This window comes from Paenirhizobium cremeum (assembly GCF_022884085.1).
Classification (GTDB): domain Bacteria; phylum Pseudomonadota; class Alphaproteobacteria; order Rhizobiales; family Rhizobiaceae; genus Allorhizobium; species Allorhizobium cremeum.
The window spans coordinates 152,334-167,680 of record NZ_JAGGCS010000001.1 but is presented as its reverse complement, the minus strand read 5'-3'; the positions used below and the strand labels follow the sequence as shown (position 1 = coordinate 167,680).

Below are 15,347 nucleotides of genomic sequence, written 5' to 3'. Positions count from 1 at the left end.
GGCTGACATGAAAGTAGGCGGTTTGCTGGCGCGTCGACGGATCGGGCTTCTTGCGGCGATCGTCATGCCACTTGCTTTGAGCGGGCTCAGTGCCTGCAGCTCGGCTCCGAAGAACGATACCTTCGATCTCTCAGCCTCGCCGGCGGTCGAAACCACGGCTTCCGCCCGTAACCGGCAGCTTCTGATCGCCGATCCTTCGGCCCTGAAAGCGGTTGACAGCGAACAGGTGCTGGTCCGGGTCTCCGGGTCAGAAATCCGTTACCTCTCGAATGCCCAGTGGAGCGACAAGCTGAGCCGGATGGTGCAGTCGAAGCTTGTGGAAGCGTTCGAGAACACCGGCAAACTCGGTGGTGTCGGCAAGCCGGGGCAGGGGTTGGCGATCGATTACCAGCTGATTACCGATATTCGCGCCTTCGAGATCGATACCAGCGGCAGCGACCGCGCGGTGGTCGAGATTTCGGCCAAGCTGCTCAACGACCGCAACGGCACCGTGAAGGCGCAACGTGCCTTCAGCGCTTCCGTACCGACCGGCGGCTCGACCAACGAGGTCTATATCCGGGCGATGGACCGTGCCTTCGGTCAGGTGACCGCGGAAATCGTTGCCTGGACGATGACGCAGCTTTGATCGCCTGCAACCGGCCTTCGGTGATGACAAGACAGGGCTGATAAGGGTTTGGCTGAGCCGGCTCAAGGCCATCCAGAGATCTCTATCGATAAGAAAAGCCCCCGGAGTTATCGGCTCCGGGGGCTTTTCCTTGTTTTCTGCGGTGCTTGGTCTTCTGCGGTGCTTGCGGCTCAGTTGAAGCGGCCGGCAGCGTGGGCGAGCATGGTGTAGACCTTGCCCGTGTCCGACGTCAGGTAGGACTGCGTGACGCTCTTGTCGCGGTCGGTGCGGGCGACGTCGGCGAGCAGCTTTTCGAAGTCGTTGATGTAACGGTCGACAGCGGTGCGGAACTCCGGCTCGCGCTCGTATTTGCGCTTGATTTCGTCGAAGGTCTGCTGGCCCTTCAGCGTATAGAGGCGACGGGTGAAGACATCGCGCTCGCCGCGCTGATAGCGCCGCCAGAGTTCGACCGAGGCATCGTGGTCGATGGCGCGGGCGATATCGACCGAAAGCGAGTTCAGCGATTCCACCATATGACGCGGATTGCGGGTGTCGGCCTGCCGCTGTTGTGCGGGCTGCTGTTCCGCGGGGCGAGGTGCCGCAGGACGGGCAGGCTGGGGGGCTGCCATTTCCTGTTCCTCGTCGCGCGAGGCGCCGCGCAGCAGGTCGCTGATCCAGCCGCCGGTTTCCTGGCGGGGGGCCGGGGCCGGAGCCGAGGCGGGAACCGGGGCAGCAGTGACGTTCAGGCTGCCGCGCAGGCCGAGCGGTTCGCTGGCGCGTGTTTGCACGGGTGCCGGAGCAGGAGCCGGTTGCGGGGCAGGTGCAGGCGCCGGAGCGGCCCTGCGCGGCTGTTCAGCCGGGCGGGCGTCGGCCAGGCGGCGCGCGACCGGTTCGGAGATTTCCAGCGACTGGGTCGAACGGCCGACAAGCTGGGAAATGTCCTGCAATGCCTTGATCTGCTCGGAAACCGCGCGACGCATGGCGGCGGCGCTTTCCTTGGCTTCCTCCGGAAGGTCGAAGGCGCCGCGTTTCAGCTCGCTGCGGGTCAGGTCGAGTTCCTTGCGGATGTCCTGGGCGGAGCGGCGGATTTCGTCGGTGGCGCCGGCAAAGCGGCTGACGGCCTCCTCGACTGCCTGCCGCAGGGCTTCGCGCAGATGGTTTGCCGCGCCATCCGACTTGCGGCCGGCCTCGCCGAGCAGCCTGTCCACATCGGAAAGCGATGCGGAGAGGCCTCCGCGCAGACGGTCGGCGAGATCGGCGGAGCGCTTCTCTGCTTCCGAGAGGGTCTTCTCGATCGAGTGGTTGGCTTCCTCACCGGCGGAAAGCAGCGCGTTGCGCATGCTGCCGGCCGTCGCCTGAGCCTGTTTTTCGGTCTCCGAAAGGATCTTGCCGATATCGGCAAACGACGTCTGGATGCCCTGCCGGAGATTTCCGGCCACCTGACCCGAGCGCTGTTCGGCGCGCTCGAAGGCAGATTCGACCATGTTGGTCAGGCCGCGCATGGTCGTTTCGATTTCTTCGGAGCGCTTGACCAGACCCACGGCGAGATCGCGCAGCGCCTGCTGCCGGTCTTCCAGCGTTCCGACGAGATTGGACTGGGCTGCCGACAGGAGGTCGGAGGCTTGGCCGAGAACCTTCGAATGGTCGCTGAAACGGCCGACGATGGCGGTGACCTGCGACAGCGTATCGTCGGAGATCGACGACAGGCGTTCGAGCTTGCCGTCAAGTAGCCGGCTGGAGGTGGAAAGGAGGTCGGCGGCTTTGGACGATGCTTCGGTGAAGCGTTCCGTCGTCTGGCCAAGCTGGCTGTCGGCTGCGGCGATGTTGGTGGCCACCTGTTCGATCATGCCGGCGAGGTTCGAATTGCTTTCGCCGAGACGCTGGATCAGGCGGCCAGCGCTTTCGGCAATGCTGCTCTCGGCGGTGCCAAGAGCCTCTACAGCCTTCTCCGCGCGTTCGCTGATCGCCGCCACGACGGCCTGGTTTTCGGAGCGCAGGCGCTCGGCGCTGAGACGTGCGGCCTCGGTGATGCGTTCCGCCGCAACGCGGCCGGTCTCGGCATATTCCGCGATGACCGGCGTCGCCTTCTCGTCGATCAGGCGCGACAGCTCGGCCGAACGGCCGGCGAGCATCGAGTTGAGTTCGCGGGTGCGTTCGTCGAGCACGGCGCGGATCGAGTTGCCGCGCGCTTCCAGTGCCTTGTCGACCGTATCCATGGTCTCAGCCAGTTCCGCGGTATTGCCGCTCAGGGCTTCGCGGATCGCTGCGGCGCGCGCTTCGAGCGTGTTGCCGGCTTCCGAGAGCGTGCCGGTCAGCGCCTGGATCTGGCTGCCGACGAGGGTTTCCGCCTCGGCCACCTTGTTTGCAATGATGTCACCGGCTTCGGAGAAGGTCTGGGCGACCGATGCGGCCTGGCCGGCAAGGCGGCTCTGGGTCTCTGCAATGCGCTTTGCCAGATCCTCGGACCGCTCTTCGACGGCGCGGCTCAGCTCGGCGCTGCGCTCGCCGATCCGTTCAGCAAATTGCTGGCCGCTCTGGTTGAGCAGATCGACCGAGCGCTGCGCTTCCGTATCGAGTTCGCGGGCGGCATCGGCCACGGCGCTGCGCAGCGTCGATGCAAGGCCGGCCGCCTTGCCCTCGATGGTGCGATTGACATTGTCGAGGCCGATATTGAGCGCGCGGTCCATGGTGGAGAGACGCTCGTCGATTTGGGCGGTGCGGCCCTCGAAGGTCTGGGCGACGCGATTGGTGCCTTCCTCGAGGATGCGCGAGACGCGTTCGGCGGTTTCGGCGCCCACCTTCTCGATATCGGAGACCTTTTCGGCCAGCTTCGCGGCGAAAATCTCGCCGGCATCGCCGACGCGGGTATCGACGCCGTCGAGGCCGTTGCGGATACGGTCTTCCAGGGTGCCGAGGCTCGTTTCGATGCGCGCGCTGGTCTCGTCGATCCTTGCGCTCATGCCGCCGACCGACTGCTCGACTCGGCCGGAGAAGTCCTCTGCCGTGCGGGTGATTTCACCGGCGGCGTCGCCGATGCGGCTGACCAGCGATTCAGCGGTGCCACGCAGGCGCTCGTCGAGCGCCTTGCCGCTTTCGTCGATCGTGCGCCGAAGCGCTTCCTCGCGCTGCTCGAGAGTCATCTCGAGCATGCCGGCGCTGGCTGCGAGCGATGCACCCATGGAGGTGCCGTGTTCGGTCAGCGTGGTTTCCAGCTGGCTGCGTGCGTCATTGAGGGCCAGATTGATGGCGTTGCTGCGGTCATCGAGCGTCGAACGGATACGCTCATGGGTGTCGGAGAGCTTGTCATCGATCTCGGAAATGCCCGACGAGAGTGTCTGACCGATGCGGCCCGAACCTTCGCTGAGGGTCTTTTCGATCTGGCTGCCTGCGTCCTCAAGGGTGGAGGTAAGGTAGGACGTGTGGCTTGCGAGCGCCATGTCGAGCTGCTGCTGCGTATCGCCATAAACATTGCGGATCATCTCCGCCTTGTCGGCGAAGGTGGATTCGAGGCGTCGGTCGGCTTCGGCAACCGTTTCGACGATTGCGTTGGTGCGCCGGTCGAGCGCTTCCGCAAGACGGGTTTCGGTCCCGGTGACGGCGTCTACGAGCGCCGAAGCGCGGCCGTCGAGGGTTTCGTCGAGGCGCGTCTGTCCCTCGGACAGGGCAAGGGCGATCTCACGGCTTCGGGTCTCCAGCGTCTCGTCAAGGCTCGCCTTGAGCTCCGACATGGACTGAGCGATCTCGCGGGTACGGGTTTCGAGCGTTTCGGCGAGCTGGTCGTGATTGAGCGAGAGGGCAAGGCCGATGGCTTCGGCGCGGCCGTCGACGGTCTCGTCGAGGCGCGCATGTCCTTCGGCGAGGGTCTTAGCGATTTCGCGGTTGCGGGCTTCCAGCGTTTCGGCGAGCTGGTCGTGATTGAGCGAGAGGGCAAGGCCGATGGCTTCGGCGCGGCCGTCGAAGGTCTCGTCGAGGCGCGCATGTCCTTCGGCGAGGGTCTTTGCGATTTCGCGGTTGCGGGCTTCCAGCGTTTCGGCGATCTGGTCGTGATTGAGCGAGAGGGCAAGGCCGATGGCTTCGGCGCGGCCGTCGAAGGTCTCGTCCAGGCGCGCATGTCCTTCGGCGAGCGTCTGCGCGATCTCCCGGTTGCGGGCTTCCAGCGTTTCGGCGATCTGGTCGTGATTGAGCGAGAGGGCAAGGCCGATGGCGTCGGCGCGGCCGTCGAACGTCTCGTCCAGGCGCGCATGTCCCTCCGCGAGCGTCTGCGCGATCTCGCGGGTGCGGGCTTCGAGCGTTTCGGCGATCAGGTCGTGATTGAGCGAGAGGGCAAGGCCGATGGCGTCGGCGCGGCCGTCGAACGTCTCGTCCAGGCGCGCATGTCCCTCCGCGAGCGTCTGCGCGATCTCGCGGGTGCGGGCTTCCAGCGTTTCGGCGATCTGGTCGTGATTGAGCGAAATGGCAAGGCCGATGGCTTCGGCGCGACCGTCGACGGTCTCGTCCAGGCGCGCCTGGGCTTCGGCGAGCGTCTGCGCGATCTCCCGGTTGCGGGCTTCCAGCGTTTCGGCGATCTGGTCGTGATTGAGCGAGAGGGCAAGGCCGATGGCTTCGGCGCGACCGTCGAAGGTCTCGTCCAGGCGCGCCTGGGCTTCGGCGAGCGTCTGCGCGATTTCGCGGCTCTTGGTATCAAGCGTTTCGGCAAAGCGATCATGATTGCCGGAAAGGGCGTTGACGATCGTTTCGGCACGGCTCGTAAGGGTTTCCTCGAAGCGCGACTGATTGTCGGCAAGCGCGTTGTAAAGTGCGCCGCCACGCTCTTCCATGACGGAGTCGATACGACGCTGCGCGTTCTCCAGGCTTTCCGTGAGCGCCTGGGCGCGGGCCGACATGGCGTCCGCGATTTCCTGCGCGCGGTTGGCCAGCGCCGAGTCGATCAGCTCCTGACCGGTGCCGACTGCGGTTGCGAGCGCAAAAGATTGGTCGGTGAGCGTCGAGCCCAGGCGATCGATGCTGGAGTTCAGAATACCGTCGATCGCCTCGGAGCCGCCGCTGATCGTTTCGTTGATGCGGGCGAGGCTTTCCATGAGCTTGCTGTCGAGCGAGCCGGCGCGCTGGTCGAAGGCGCTGGCGAATTCCGCCACGCGCTCGTCGAAGACGGTGTTGACCTGGCCGATGGTGGCCTGGAGACGGTCTTCGAAGAGGCCGGAACGCAGGTCGAGATCGACGATCGCATCGTCGACGCTGGACTGCAGGCTCTGGCGGAAGGTCTGGCCCTTCTCGTCGAGGCTCGCATTGAGCTTGGCCAGCGCTTCGCCGAGCGAATTGGTGATGCCCTGTTCGCCGGTGGTCAGCTTCTCGGCAATCTCGCGGGTTCTTTCGACCAGCGTTTCATTGAGCTGGCGTGCGCGCTCGCTCAGCGCCGCGTTGAGCTTTTCGGTATTGGCGTCGAGCGTGGAGGCGCGGGTCTCGAATTCACCGAGGAGTTCGCGGCCGCGCTCGGCCAGCGTTCCGGTGAGCTGGTTGAGGCGTGTATCGAATTCGCTGGCGAGCGAAATGCCCGAGGCGCTCAGCGTCTGGACGAGATTTTCGGTCTTTGCCGTGAGCAGCGAGCCAATGGCGCTGGCCGCCGCGTCGGATTTCTCCATCAGGGCTGCCGCGCGGGTGTCGATCAGCGAGGCGAAGGCTTCGCCGGAGGTCGCCAGACGCACGGAAATCTCTTCCGTCGCGAGCGAGAGTTCCTCCTTCAGCTGCTCGTGGGCGCCGACGATGGAAGTGCGGATGCGCTCGGCGTGGTTGACGATTGCGTCGCGTTCGGAGCCGAGTTCGTGGACGAGGCCGCGCACGCGCAGTTCGTTGTCCGTATAGCTGCGTTCGAGCGCGGTCACTTCGGAATGGACGAGGGTTTCGAGTTCGGTCGCGCGGGCGATCGTGCGCTCGATGCCTTCATTCATGGCCGAGACTTCGCGACGGACAGCCTGTCCGACGGTCATGATGCGTTCGGAGGCGATGGTTTCCGGCTCTGCAAGGCGCAGGGCGACTTCCGCCATGGAGCGCGCGGCGTTGCGCAGGTCGTGGGCGCGGGCCATCATGATGGCGAATGCAAAGAAGAGCAGGACCGGGATGACGGTGCCGATCGCGATGGCGACCACGCCGGGCATTGCCACGACATCGGCCACTGTCGCCGCCTGCCAGATCTGGTTGCCGTAAAGGAGCTGGGAGAGGCCGATCGCGCCGAGCACCCAGAGCACCGAGACGATGGCGGCGTTACGGATGGCCGAGCGCATCGAAGCGCCTTCCAGCGACTTCATGATCGCGGCGGGGCTGCGGCGGGAGGCATCGTTGGCCGGTTCGAAAGCGGGCGCCTTGGGCGCGGGCTCGGGAGCGAGTTCGCCGGCACGTTGTGCCCGTCGTTCCGCCTGTTTCTGTTGTGCAGCAGTCGGGCGGGAGGTATGGGACTCGGACACTTTGGCCTCCGGTGCGTGTGGCGCCGGTCGAGTTTTCGACGCGGGCTTTTCTTCTTCGTCGAAGTCGATCCTCAGAGCCGCCTCGAGTGCCTGGAACGCGCTGTCGTCAATCGACTCGACCGTCTTGTTGTTCGCCATAGGGTTACGCCTCGTTACCGCCTACTCGGCCGGTTTCTGCCTTGCTCCCTCAGCCGCCTGCAATAGGGGCGCGGCATTGACCGCCTTACTCAGGGATTGCCGTTCTGCCGCCACGCCAGAGGGAAATCCCATTGGATTACAATGGCCGGACAGTGCTTTTCTTCAGCACATAATGACAATTCCTTATCATCTTCCGACCAACGGGCAAAGGTTTACACCCTTCACCCATATGAGCGTATCGTAGTGACACATTCGCGGATGCGTTACAATTAATCGCCCTGTCATTCCTAACGGGGCATATCGGTTGTTAACAGCATTTAAACTAATTTAGAGAGGGAAAAACCATTTGAGACAAATGTTTAACGGTTGTTAACCATGTCTCGAGGTTTTCGCCCAAAATGGGCCTGAATTTAACCGGATAGGCACGCCGCCATGAAAAACATCATGGCACCCAATAAAGATAAAAAAAGGAAATTGGCATGGCAGCGCTGAATATCGCGTTTGAAGCCCCCGAAAATTCCGGCGGGCGTTGCCCCTCCCAGAACCGCCCGATCGACCTCGTATACCTCGCCAAGCAGACCAAGGGCGACAAGGCGCTCGAAATGGAAGTGCTGCAGATGTTCGCCCGCCAGGCGCGGGGTTGCCTGCAGGCTTTCGGCAATCCGGCAAGTTCCGAAACCCGCGAGGCGATCGCCCGCAGGCTGAAGAACGCCGCCAATGCGGTCGGCGCACATGCGGTCGCTGCAGCGGCTGCCGACGTTGAAACCCGCGCCGAGGAGCCTGCCGCAATCGCTGCCGTCGCGGCTGCGGTCGTCGAAGCCGAAAACTTCATCTGCAAGCTCTGCCGTTAAAGGTTCGGCAGCGGTCGAACGCCACTTGCGTTCGCCGCTTGCATACAGCTTGCGGCGCGATGCTTTCCCGGTGGCGCCGCAATGCAACATGCACTCTCCCGCGAAATGTTGACTGACAGGGAGAATTGGTGGATGACTTCGCCGGTTTTCAATCCGCGACGTCTGGACATCTCATCATGGCACAACTCACTATCATCGCATTTGACGGAACCCGTTTCGACCTTTCTGCCGAAGAGGGCTCGACGGTCATGGAGAATGCGGTGCGCAATTCGGTTCCCGGGATCGATGCCGAATGCGGCGGCGCCTGTGCCTGTGCCACCTGTCATGTCTATGTCGACGAGGAATGGGTCGAAAAGGCCGGTTCCCCTTCGCCGATGGAAGAGGACATGCTCGACTTTGCGGTCGACGTGCGCCCGAATTCGCGCCTGTCCTGTCAGATCAAGATGACGGCGGCCCTCGACGGGCTGACCGTGCACGTGCCCGAACGCCAGGGCTAAACCCGGCCGCCAAAAAAAGCCTCGCTCGTCGACCAGCGAAGAGCGAGGCAAGTGGGCGCATCGCCCTGGCAGGCGAGGGAGGAGACACCTGCGGCACCATGATGCGCCAGGAGAACTCGGGGACCCGCTTACAACTGAGATGAACTTACAAGTATCATGACACTTGTATTTCAGCTTTTCATCAAGTGCTATCGGAAGAAATAGCCGATTATTCACAGGGCAGTGCGCAAGTTTCGCGCAAGCTTCGCCGCCAAACGGCCGCTTTTACGGGGGTGTCGAGGGATCACCCTTCAGTTTTGGGCTTTTTTGCTTCTGGAGCGGTATTCGAGAATGCGAATCAGCCGGTCCTCGAAATTGACCGCTTCGATGCGGTCGAAGGCGATCTGAGCCTTGTCATGTTCCTCGACGGCTTTGGCCGTGATTTCCGATACCTTTGCCTGAAGCGTTTCGCAGTCACGCGCGGGTCGCAAGCGTTTCAGCGATTGCTCCAGTTTGCGGGCATGCTGCCGGGCGATTTCCGCGTGGCGCTCCTCGTGCCGCTTGATATCGCTCGAAAGCGCATCCCAGATCAGACCGAGTTCCCGGTCGGCGCGGTTGCGGTTCTTCCAACGAGGCAGGATGATCCTGGTCTTCAACGTCACCTTCACCTCGCCGACGGAACAGCGTCCATCGGATGGAAGATAGGTGATTTCGCCGCCGAATCTTATCTGGGTCGCGCCGGGATGACGGCTGCCGCTGGTCTTCGTCATCGGGCCGCGACGCTCGAGTTCCCGGTCGAGTTCCTCGGCGGTCCGGCCGCCGATCTGGAAGTAGCTGAAGCTCTTGCTGACGATTGTCTCTGCTTGCGACTGGAGGGGGGAAAGCGCCAGCATGGTGGCAGTGATGGCCATGATCCCCAGCCGGTTTGCAAACGTCATTCTTCGTATCCGCAATGTTGTATTCGCCGCGACCTTGGGGCATAGCGACAGCGAGCGCAATATCGGTGCCCGCAATTTTTTAAAGAGTGGAAAGGGCCGGTCATGGTTTCCGGGAACGTCACGAACTGGCACCTTGCCCATGGACGGCAACTTCTACTTGGAGAAAAGGGCCGCCTGATGGCGATCGTCAACGTTACGCCCGATTCCTTCTCCGATGGCGGCCGGCACTTCAGCGTCGAAAAGGCGGTGGAGCATGCGCTTGCCTGCCTTGCCGAAGGTGCCGATATCCTCGATATCGGTGGCGAATCGACCCGTCCGGGAAGCGATCCCGTCAGCGCCGGCGAGGAGCAGGACCGTGTCCTGCCAGTGATCGAACGTCTGTCGCGAGAGACAGATGCGCTGATCTCCATCGACACCTATCGTGCAGAGACGGCGCGGGCAGCGGTCTCCGCCGGGGCGCATATCGTCAACGACGTTTTCGGTTTGCAGCGGGAGCCTGACATCGCCGAAGTGGCGGCGAACACCGGCGCGGGCCTCTGCATCATGCATACGGGGCGCGACAGGCAGAAGCTTGCCGACGTGGTGGCGGATCAGTTCGCATTTCTGGGGCGTTCGCTTGATATCGCGTCGGCTGCGGGTGTTGCGCGGGAGGCGATCACGCTCGATCCGGGGTTCGGCTTCGCCAAGGAGACGGCGGAGGAGAATTTCGAACTTATGGCCCGGCTGGGGGAAATCTCCAGTCTCGGTTGTCCGCTGCTGGTCGGCACGTCCCGAAAGCGGTTCCTCGGTGCCGTCACCGGCCGCGAGCCCGCCGGGCGCGATGCTGCGACGGCCGCGACGACCGCGCTTCTACGCCTCAAGGGGGCTTCGGTTTTCCGGGTGCACAATGTCGCGATCAACAGGGACGCGCTGCTCGTCGCCGATGCTATGGTGGCCGCGGGCCGCAAGGCTTCAAGGGAAGGCGAGCAATGACCGATATCTACACCATCACACTGAAGAACTGCGCCTTCTTCGCCCGGCACGGCGTTTATCCGGAAGAGGAGTTTCTCGGCCAGCGTTTCTACGTCGATGCGGAGTTTGACGTGGCCGGCGCTAAGGCTGCCGAGAACGACGATCTCGACGGCACCGTCGATTACGGGATCGTTTTCAAGGTGATCGAGGAAATCGTCACCACCAACAGGAAGCTTTTGATCGAGGCGCTGGCACTTTCGATCGCCAGGGAGCTTTGCGCCCGGTTCCAGCCGATCAAACGGGCCAGGATTACCGTGCGCAAGCCCAGTGCGCCCGTTCCCGGCATTCTCGACTATGTACAGGTGAGTGTTGAACACTTCAGCAAATGATGCCTGGCGTCCGGCTACGCTGGGGCTCGGCGGCAATATCGGGGACCCGGTCGCCGCGATGGCGCTTGCGCTTCGTCGGCTCGATGCGCGACCGGATTGCCGCGTCACGGCCGTATCCCGTCTCTATCGCACACCGCCCTGGGGTAAGACGGATCAGGCCGATTTCTACAATTCCTGCGCGGCCGTCGAGACCACGCTTTCCGCCAGGGCGCTGCTTGCGCTGTGTCTCGACATCGAGCGTGACATGAAGCGTGAGAGGATCGAGCGCTGGGGGCCGCGGACCATCGACATCGACATCTTGACCTATGCCGACGAGCAGCATGACGAGGAGGCGCTGAAAGTGCCGCATCCGCGCATGACGGAGCGCGCCTTCGTGCTGATGCCCCTTGCCGATATCGCTCCCGATCTTGAGGTGGACGGGCGGACCGTTTCCGATTGGCTTGGCGAGGCGGATGCAGGCGGAATCGTCGTTGCAAACGAAAACCGCGCCTGGTGGCGCGGTTGAAATCCTTCAGTCGCTTGCCTTCGAGGTGAAAGCTATTCCTCGGCGACCGCCATGGCGGATGCCTGACGATTAAGCTTGAGACCGATGACGGGAATCATCCGGTCTTCGACCTTGACCGAGATGGTGATGTTCATCGCGGTGTCTTTTTCGATGCGGGCCACCATGGCGCCATTCAGCTTGGCGCGGTTGATGCCCATGACGACGCGGTCGCCGTTGACCTGACCCGAAACAATGTCGAGGCCCTTGCCGTCGGCGCCGTCAAGGAACTCGCCCTTGTAGTTGCCGTCGACCTGCGCGATGACGGCGCGCATCGGCTGAGAGAACACGCCAACGCGGCAGGTGCCGTCGAGCGTCATGCCGGTTTCCTTGCCTTCGGCCGGCTGGCCTGTCAGGTTGCAGGTGAACTTGGTACCCTTGTACTTGCCGGCGACGATTTCGCCCGGACCTTTCCAAACACCGGCAACCTGCTGGAAAAAGCGTTTGTCGCGCGAGGCCGCATCGGCAGCCGGAGCGGTGGCGATCGTGGCGACGACGGATGCGGCGACCACGCGGCCGACTGGCGAAAAGAAACGAGGTGACATCGACTTACCTTGGTACGAGCAACCAATAAACCCGCATGAAGAATAAGGTGAAAGTGGTTAACGGTTCCTTGATTGGAGCGTCAACACTTCAACTGTCCGTGGCGGCAACACGACTTCCGTGCGGCGACGGTATGTCATTCCTTCGCATCCGGGGCCTTGCCTGTCAACTTCGGAGCGAGATCCGAGATGAAGTCTCCGATGCCGGGGCGGCGCAAGGCCTTGAAGGGAAGGGGGCGGCAGAGGTCCATGGCGGCGATGCCGATTCGCGCTGTCATCAGGCCGTTTATGACGCCTTCGCCGAGGCGGGCCGACAGGCGGGCGGCAAGGCCGTGACCGAGAATTTGCTGGGCGAGGCTGTCTCCGACAGCGATGGAACCGGTTACGGCAAGGTGGGTGATGACGTCGCGCAAGAGGCGCAGCATGCCGAAAGCGCCCGGCCTGCCGCCATAGAGTTCGGCCATGGCCCGCACCAGCCGCACGACCTCGAACAGCACATAGGCGAGATCGACCACGGCACGCGGACTGACGGCGGTAACGACCGACACGCGTTTCGATGCACCAAGGATGAGGGCGCGGGCGCGGGTATCGAGCGGAGCCATTAGTTCCCTTTCGGCAAGCTCGATCAGCAACGGCGCATCGATGATGTCCTCGTCGCTTTCAGCGAGGGTGCGCCTGCCACGGGCGGTTTCCGGTTTGGACGCAACGAGCCGCACGAGCCTCGCGACGACGGCGCGGGCGGCGGGCCTGATACCTTCCGCCGCCGCGCGTTCGGCGTCTTCCTTGAGCTTCTGTACGGCATCCAGCCGGTAGATCCCGGCGATTTCCCGGCTAACGGCGATCAACAGCGCCAGAAGGCCGACCGCGAGTACGGCGATAGCCGCATAACCCAACCAGTCGGAGCGGGCGAAGAGATCGCGGATGAGGCTGTCGATCCAGAGGCCGATCGCCAGCGAAAGGAGGATGCCGAAGGCGCCGAACGCTATGCGCGCAAAAGAGAATGTGCGCCTGCGCGGTTCCGCCACCGGAATCTGCTCGCCGCCGAGGTCCACGCCGAGAAACGGGTCGGCTTCATCTGGAACGATATCGACGTCATGATCGAAACTCTGGGGTGAGCGCCGCTGCTGCGGTGTCGGCCGGATCGGTTCGTCGGGTTCGACACTGAAGGAAGCGGGGCGGCGACCGTTTGACGGCGGCGCAGTCGGGGATTTGGAATCCTTCATGCGAGACGGTCTCCAAACAGGAATTGCATGGCGCGATCGAGCCGGATATGGGGCACCGAGAGTGTTATGCCACCACCCGTTTCCTCCAGCATGGGGGGACGGAAGCGCACGATGTTGAGTTCGGGCAGATGGCCGGGCGAGGTGGCGTCGTCCAATGCGTGAAAAAAGGCCTCCGGGTTTTCCGGAAGGTCGCCCGGAAAGACGGCGGTCTTGCGGTGGCCGTCGAAATGCTCCGTGCCGATCGTCTCGCCGGCCATGGGGGTGCCGACAATAACGGGAAGTTCGTGGCCGTCGCGGCGGACATTGGCTTCCCGGGTCGCGCGGACGGAGGCGAGAGCCATGACGTCGATGCCGGCACCTGCCATGCCGATCGAGTGGATGGCGCGCTCGACCAGCCGTCGGGTAATCGCTTGCAGGCGGTCGTGGCTTTCGTGATGGAGGTGGTCGGCCTTGGTGGCGGCGACGAGAACGCGGTCGATCCGACGGCGGATCAGCGATGTCAGCAGGTTATTCGAGCCCGGCCGGAAACAGGCAAGGACGTCGGCCAGAGCCCGTTCGAGGTCCTGCACGGCTTCCGGCCCTCGGTTGATCGCCTGCAGCGCGTCTATCAGCACGATCTGCCGGTCGAGACGGGCGAAATGCTCGCGAAAGAAGGGTTTGACGACGACCGTCTTGTAGGCCTCGTAACGGCGCTCCATCATTGCCCGGAGCGAGCCTTTCGGAGCCTTGGTTTCGGGCAAGTCGGGTAGCGGCGCAAAGGTCAGAGCCGGCGATCCCTCGAGATCGCCGGGCATCAGGAAGCGGCCGGGCGGCAGCGTCGAAAGCGATCGCTCGTCCGACTTGCAGGCTCTCAGATAGGCGGTGAAGCTTTCCGCGAGCCGGCGGGCGGTCATTTCATCGGCGGGGGCATCCATCACGGTTGCGGAGCAATGTGCCAGCCAGTCGCGCGCCAGTTCGGCGCGAATGCCCCTTTTTGCGAGTGCGGCGGTGTTTTCGCTGAATTCGCGAAAATCCTGTCCGAGCAGCGGCAGATCGAGCAGCCATTCTCCGGGATAGTCGACGATATCGATCGAAAGCCGTCCGGGCGAGAAAAGTCGGTTCCAGCCGCTGGCGCTCCTGAATTCGATCGTCACCCGCAATTCCGAGATGGCCCGGGTGGAATCGGGCCAGACGCGATCCTTGACCAAGGCGCGGATATGATCCTCATACTGGAAGCGGGGGATCGCATCGTCGGGCTGTTCCTCCAGCCGGACGTTTGAAACACGGCCGGAACGGACGGGCTCGAACAGGGGCAGGCGGCCGCCATGCAGGAGATTGTGAACAAGCGACGAGATAAAGACGGTCTTGCCGGCGCGCGACAGGCCGGTCACGCCGAGCCTCAGCGTCGGATTGACGAGATTGGCGGCCCGGTCCGTGAGATTGTCGAATACGATGGCTGCTTCATCGGAAAGGCTGGTCAGCGAAGGAGGCAATTGTCTTTTTCCCGCAATGGTCTGCAGCGCCAATATAGGGTGCCGTGGCGAAGCCCGAAAGACGAGGCGGCGTGCTTTCCGCTGGGGGCCTTCGTCAGCCGACCAGAAAATCCGCGAGCAGCCAGGGCTTTTCACCCGATGCAGAAGGCGCGCCGTAGTTCAGAACCGCAAGACCCGCGGTCGGATAACCCTCCGGAATGAAGCGGTTTGCCGCATCCATGCCGGCAAGCGAGATCAGCACTTCTTCGATCGCGGGATTGTGGCCGACGAGCATTACCGAGCCGTAGCCCTCCAGCGCGGAGAGAATTTCGAGGTAGTTGTCGGCCGGCGCGTTGTAGAGTTCGTCAACGAAACGGCATTCCATTTCGCCGGGGAACGCCCGTTGGATGGCATCTGCCGTTTGCCGGCAACGCACGGCAGTCGAGGAAATCAGCAGTTCCGGACGATAGTTCCTGTCGGCCGCCGCGTCTGCCACGAGTTCGGCCTCCGCATATCCGGCGTCGTCGAGGGAACGGTCGAAATCGCGTTGTCCAGGCATCGCCCAGCCGGATTTCGCATGCCGCAGCAGATAGATACGATCGGGAGGCGGGGTTACGAGAGACATCCGGTGAGATTTTCCGCGAATGGACTTCGGCATTGACCTAGCCGTTGACAGGGAGGTCCGTCAACTGCTGCTAAAGGCCGATAGGAGGCGAGGCCTGTCGGCCATCAACCAGGACTTGCGGCCCGTCGAGTGCGAAAAATGAAATAGTGGTTAAATACTA

12 protein-coding genes are annotated in these 15,347 nt (G+C 63.2%); 6 read left to right on the top strand and 6 right to left on the bottom strand.

The window, feature by feature from the left end; translation table 11 throughout:
• Positions 1 to 7 precede the first annotated feature (7 nt).
• Complete coding sequence (locus J5N58_RS00800) at positions 8 to 625, top strand: ABC-type transport auxiliary lipoprotein family protein (protein WP_244709164.1); 618 nt, start codon at positions 8 to 10, stop codon at positions 623 to 625.
• A gap of 170 nt (positions 626 to 795) precedes the next feature.
• On the opposite strand, the gene J5N58_RS00795 is transcribed toward J5N58_RS00800, so the two are convergent.
• A complete protein-coding gene (locus J5N58_RS00795; RefSeq protein ID WP_244709162.1) occupies positions 796 to 7,200 on the bottom strand; it encodes an apolipoprotein A-IV repeat region-like domain-containing protein in 6,405 nt (2,134 codons plus the stop codon).
• Positions 7,201 to 7,679: 479 nt separating this feature from the next.
• On the opposite strand from J5N58_RS00795, the gene J5N58_RS00790 reads away from it, so the two are divergent.
• Complete coding sequence (locus J5N58_RS00790) at positions 7,680 to 8,051, top strand: Hpt domain-containing protein (RefSeq protein ID WP_244709160.1); 372 nt, start codon at positions 7,680 to 7,682, stop codon at positions 8,049 to 8,051.
• A gap of 176 nt (positions 8,052 to 8,227) precedes the next feature.
• On the top strand, positions 8,228 to 8,548 hold the full coding sequence (locus tag J5N58_RS00785) for a 2Fe-2S iron-sulfur cluster-binding protein (RefSeq protein WP_112828270.1): 321 nt from the start codon (positions 8,228 to 8,230) through the stop codon (positions 8,546 to 8,548).
• Positions 8,549 to 8,838: 290 nt separating this feature from the next.
• Here the strand turns inward: J5N58_RS00785 and J5N58_RS00780 are convergent, their stop codons facing one another.
• Positions 8,839 to 9,465, bottom strand: a complete 627-nt coding sequence (locus tag J5N58_RS00780; RefSeq protein ID WP_113457074.1) for a DUF922 domain-containing Zn-dependent protease — start codon at positions 9,463 to 9,465, stop codon at positions 8,839 to 8,841.
• A 102-nt stretch (positions 9,466 to 9,567) separates the two neighbouring features.
• On the opposite strand from J5N58_RS00780, the gene folP reads away from it, so the two are divergent.
• From folP to folK, 3 genes are read left to right on the top strand one after another with little or no spacing between them, the layout of a single operon-like run.
• Positions 9,568 to 10,437 (top strand): dihydropteroate synthase, encoded by an 870-nt coding sequence (gene folP, locus J5N58_RS00775; RefSeq protein ID WP_244709158.1) that lies wholly within the window; start codon positions 9,568 to 9,570, stop codon positions 10,435 to 10,437.
• Positions 10,434 to 10,805 carry a dihydroneopterin aldolase gene (gene folB / locus J5N58_RS00770; RefSeq protein WP_112828162.1) on the top strand — a complete coding sequence of 124 codons (372 nt, stop codon included), beginning with the start codon at positions 10,434 to 10,436 and terminating at the stop codon, positions 10,803 to 10,805. The genes folP and folB overlap by 4 nt, the downstream gene beginning before the upstream one ends.
• Complete coding sequence (folK, locus tag J5N58_RS00765; RefSeq protein ID WP_280519871.1) at positions 10,786 to 11,310, top strand: 2-amino-4-hydroxy-6-hydroxymethyldihydropteridine diphosphokinase; 525 nt, start codon at positions 10,786 to 10,788, stop codon at positions 11,308 to 11,310. The genes folB and folK overlap by 20 nt, the downstream gene beginning before the upstream one ends.
• Positions 11,311 to 11,342: 32 nt before the next feature.
• Here the strand turns inward: folK and J5N58_RS00760 are convergent, their stop codons facing one another.
• The 4 genes from J5N58_RS00760 to J5N58_RS00745 form a co-directional block, all read right to left on the bottom strand.
• Positions 11,343 to 11,891, bottom strand: coding sequence for a hypothetical protein (locus tag J5N58_RS00760; protein WP_112828163.1), 549 nt, complete (start codon positions 11,889 to 11,891; stop codon positions 11,343 to 11,345).
• 134 nt (positions 11,892 to 12,025) lie between these two features.
• On the bottom strand, positions 12,026 to 13,111 hold the full coding sequence (locus tag J5N58_RS00755) for a YcjF family protein (protein WP_244709155.1): 1,086 nt from the start codon (positions 13,109 to 13,111) through the stop codon (positions 12,026 to 12,028).
• Positions 13,108 to 14,583 (bottom strand): YcjX family GTP-binding protein, encoded by a 1,476-nt coding sequence (locus J5N58_RS00750; RefSeq protein ID WP_244709153.1) that lies wholly within the window; start codon positions 14,581 to 14,583, stop codon positions 13,108 to 13,110. The genes J5N58_RS00755 and J5N58_RS00750 overlap by 4 nt, the downstream gene beginning before the upstream one ends.
• 94 nt (positions 14,584 to 14,677) lie before the next feature.
• A complete protein-coding gene (locus J5N58_RS00745; protein ID WP_112828166.1) occupies positions 14,678 to 15,187 on the bottom strand; it encodes a SixA phosphatase family protein in 510 nt (169 codons plus the stop codon).
• Positions 15,188 to 15,347 lie beyond the last annotated feature (160 nt).

What these genes read in the sequence shown, in the direction of transcription:
- J5N58_RS00800 (WP_244709164.1), top strand. Translation starts at nt 8, where the DNA reads ATGAAAGTAGGCGGTTTGCTGGCGCGTCGACGGATCGGGCTTCTTGCG.
- J5N58_RS00795 (WP_244709162.1), bottom strand. Translation starts at nt 7,200, where the DNA reads ATGGCGAACAACAAGACGGTCGAGTCGATTGACGACAGCGCGTTCCAG.
- J5N58_RS00790 (WP_244709160.1), top strand. Translation starts at nt 7,680, where the DNA reads ATGGCAGCGCTGAATATCGCGTTTGAAGCCCCCGAAAATTCCGGCGGG.
- J5N58_RS00785 (WP_112828270.1), top strand. Translation starts at nt 8,228, where the DNA reads ATGGCACAACTCACTATCATCGCATTTGACGGAACCCGTTTCGACCTT.
- J5N58_RS00780 (WP_113457074.1), bottom strand. Translation starts at nt 9,465, where the DNA reads ATGACGTTTGCAAACCGGCTGGGGATCATGGCCATCACTGCCACCATG.
- folP (WP_244709158.1), top strand. Translation starts at nt 9,568, where the DNA reads ATGGTTTCCGGGAACGTCACGAACTGGCACCTTGCCCATGGACGGCAA.
- folB (WP_112828162.1), top strand. Translation starts at nt 10,434, where the DNA reads ATGACCGATATCTACACCATCACACTGAAGAACTGCGCCTTCTTCGCC.
- J5N58_RS00760 (WP_112828163.1), bottom strand. Translation starts at nt 11,891, where the DNA reads ATGTCACCTCGTTTCTTTTCGCCAGTCGGCCGCGTGGTCGCCGCATCC.
- J5N58_RS00755 (WP_244709155.1), bottom strand. Translation starts at nt 13,111, where the DNA reads ATGAAGGATTCCAAATCCCCGACTGCGCCGCCGTCAAACGGTCGCCGC.
- J5N58_RS00745 (WP_112828166.1), bottom strand. Translation starts at nt 15,187, where the DNA reads ATGTCTCTCGTAACCCCGCCTCCCGATCGTATCTATCTGCTGCGGCAT.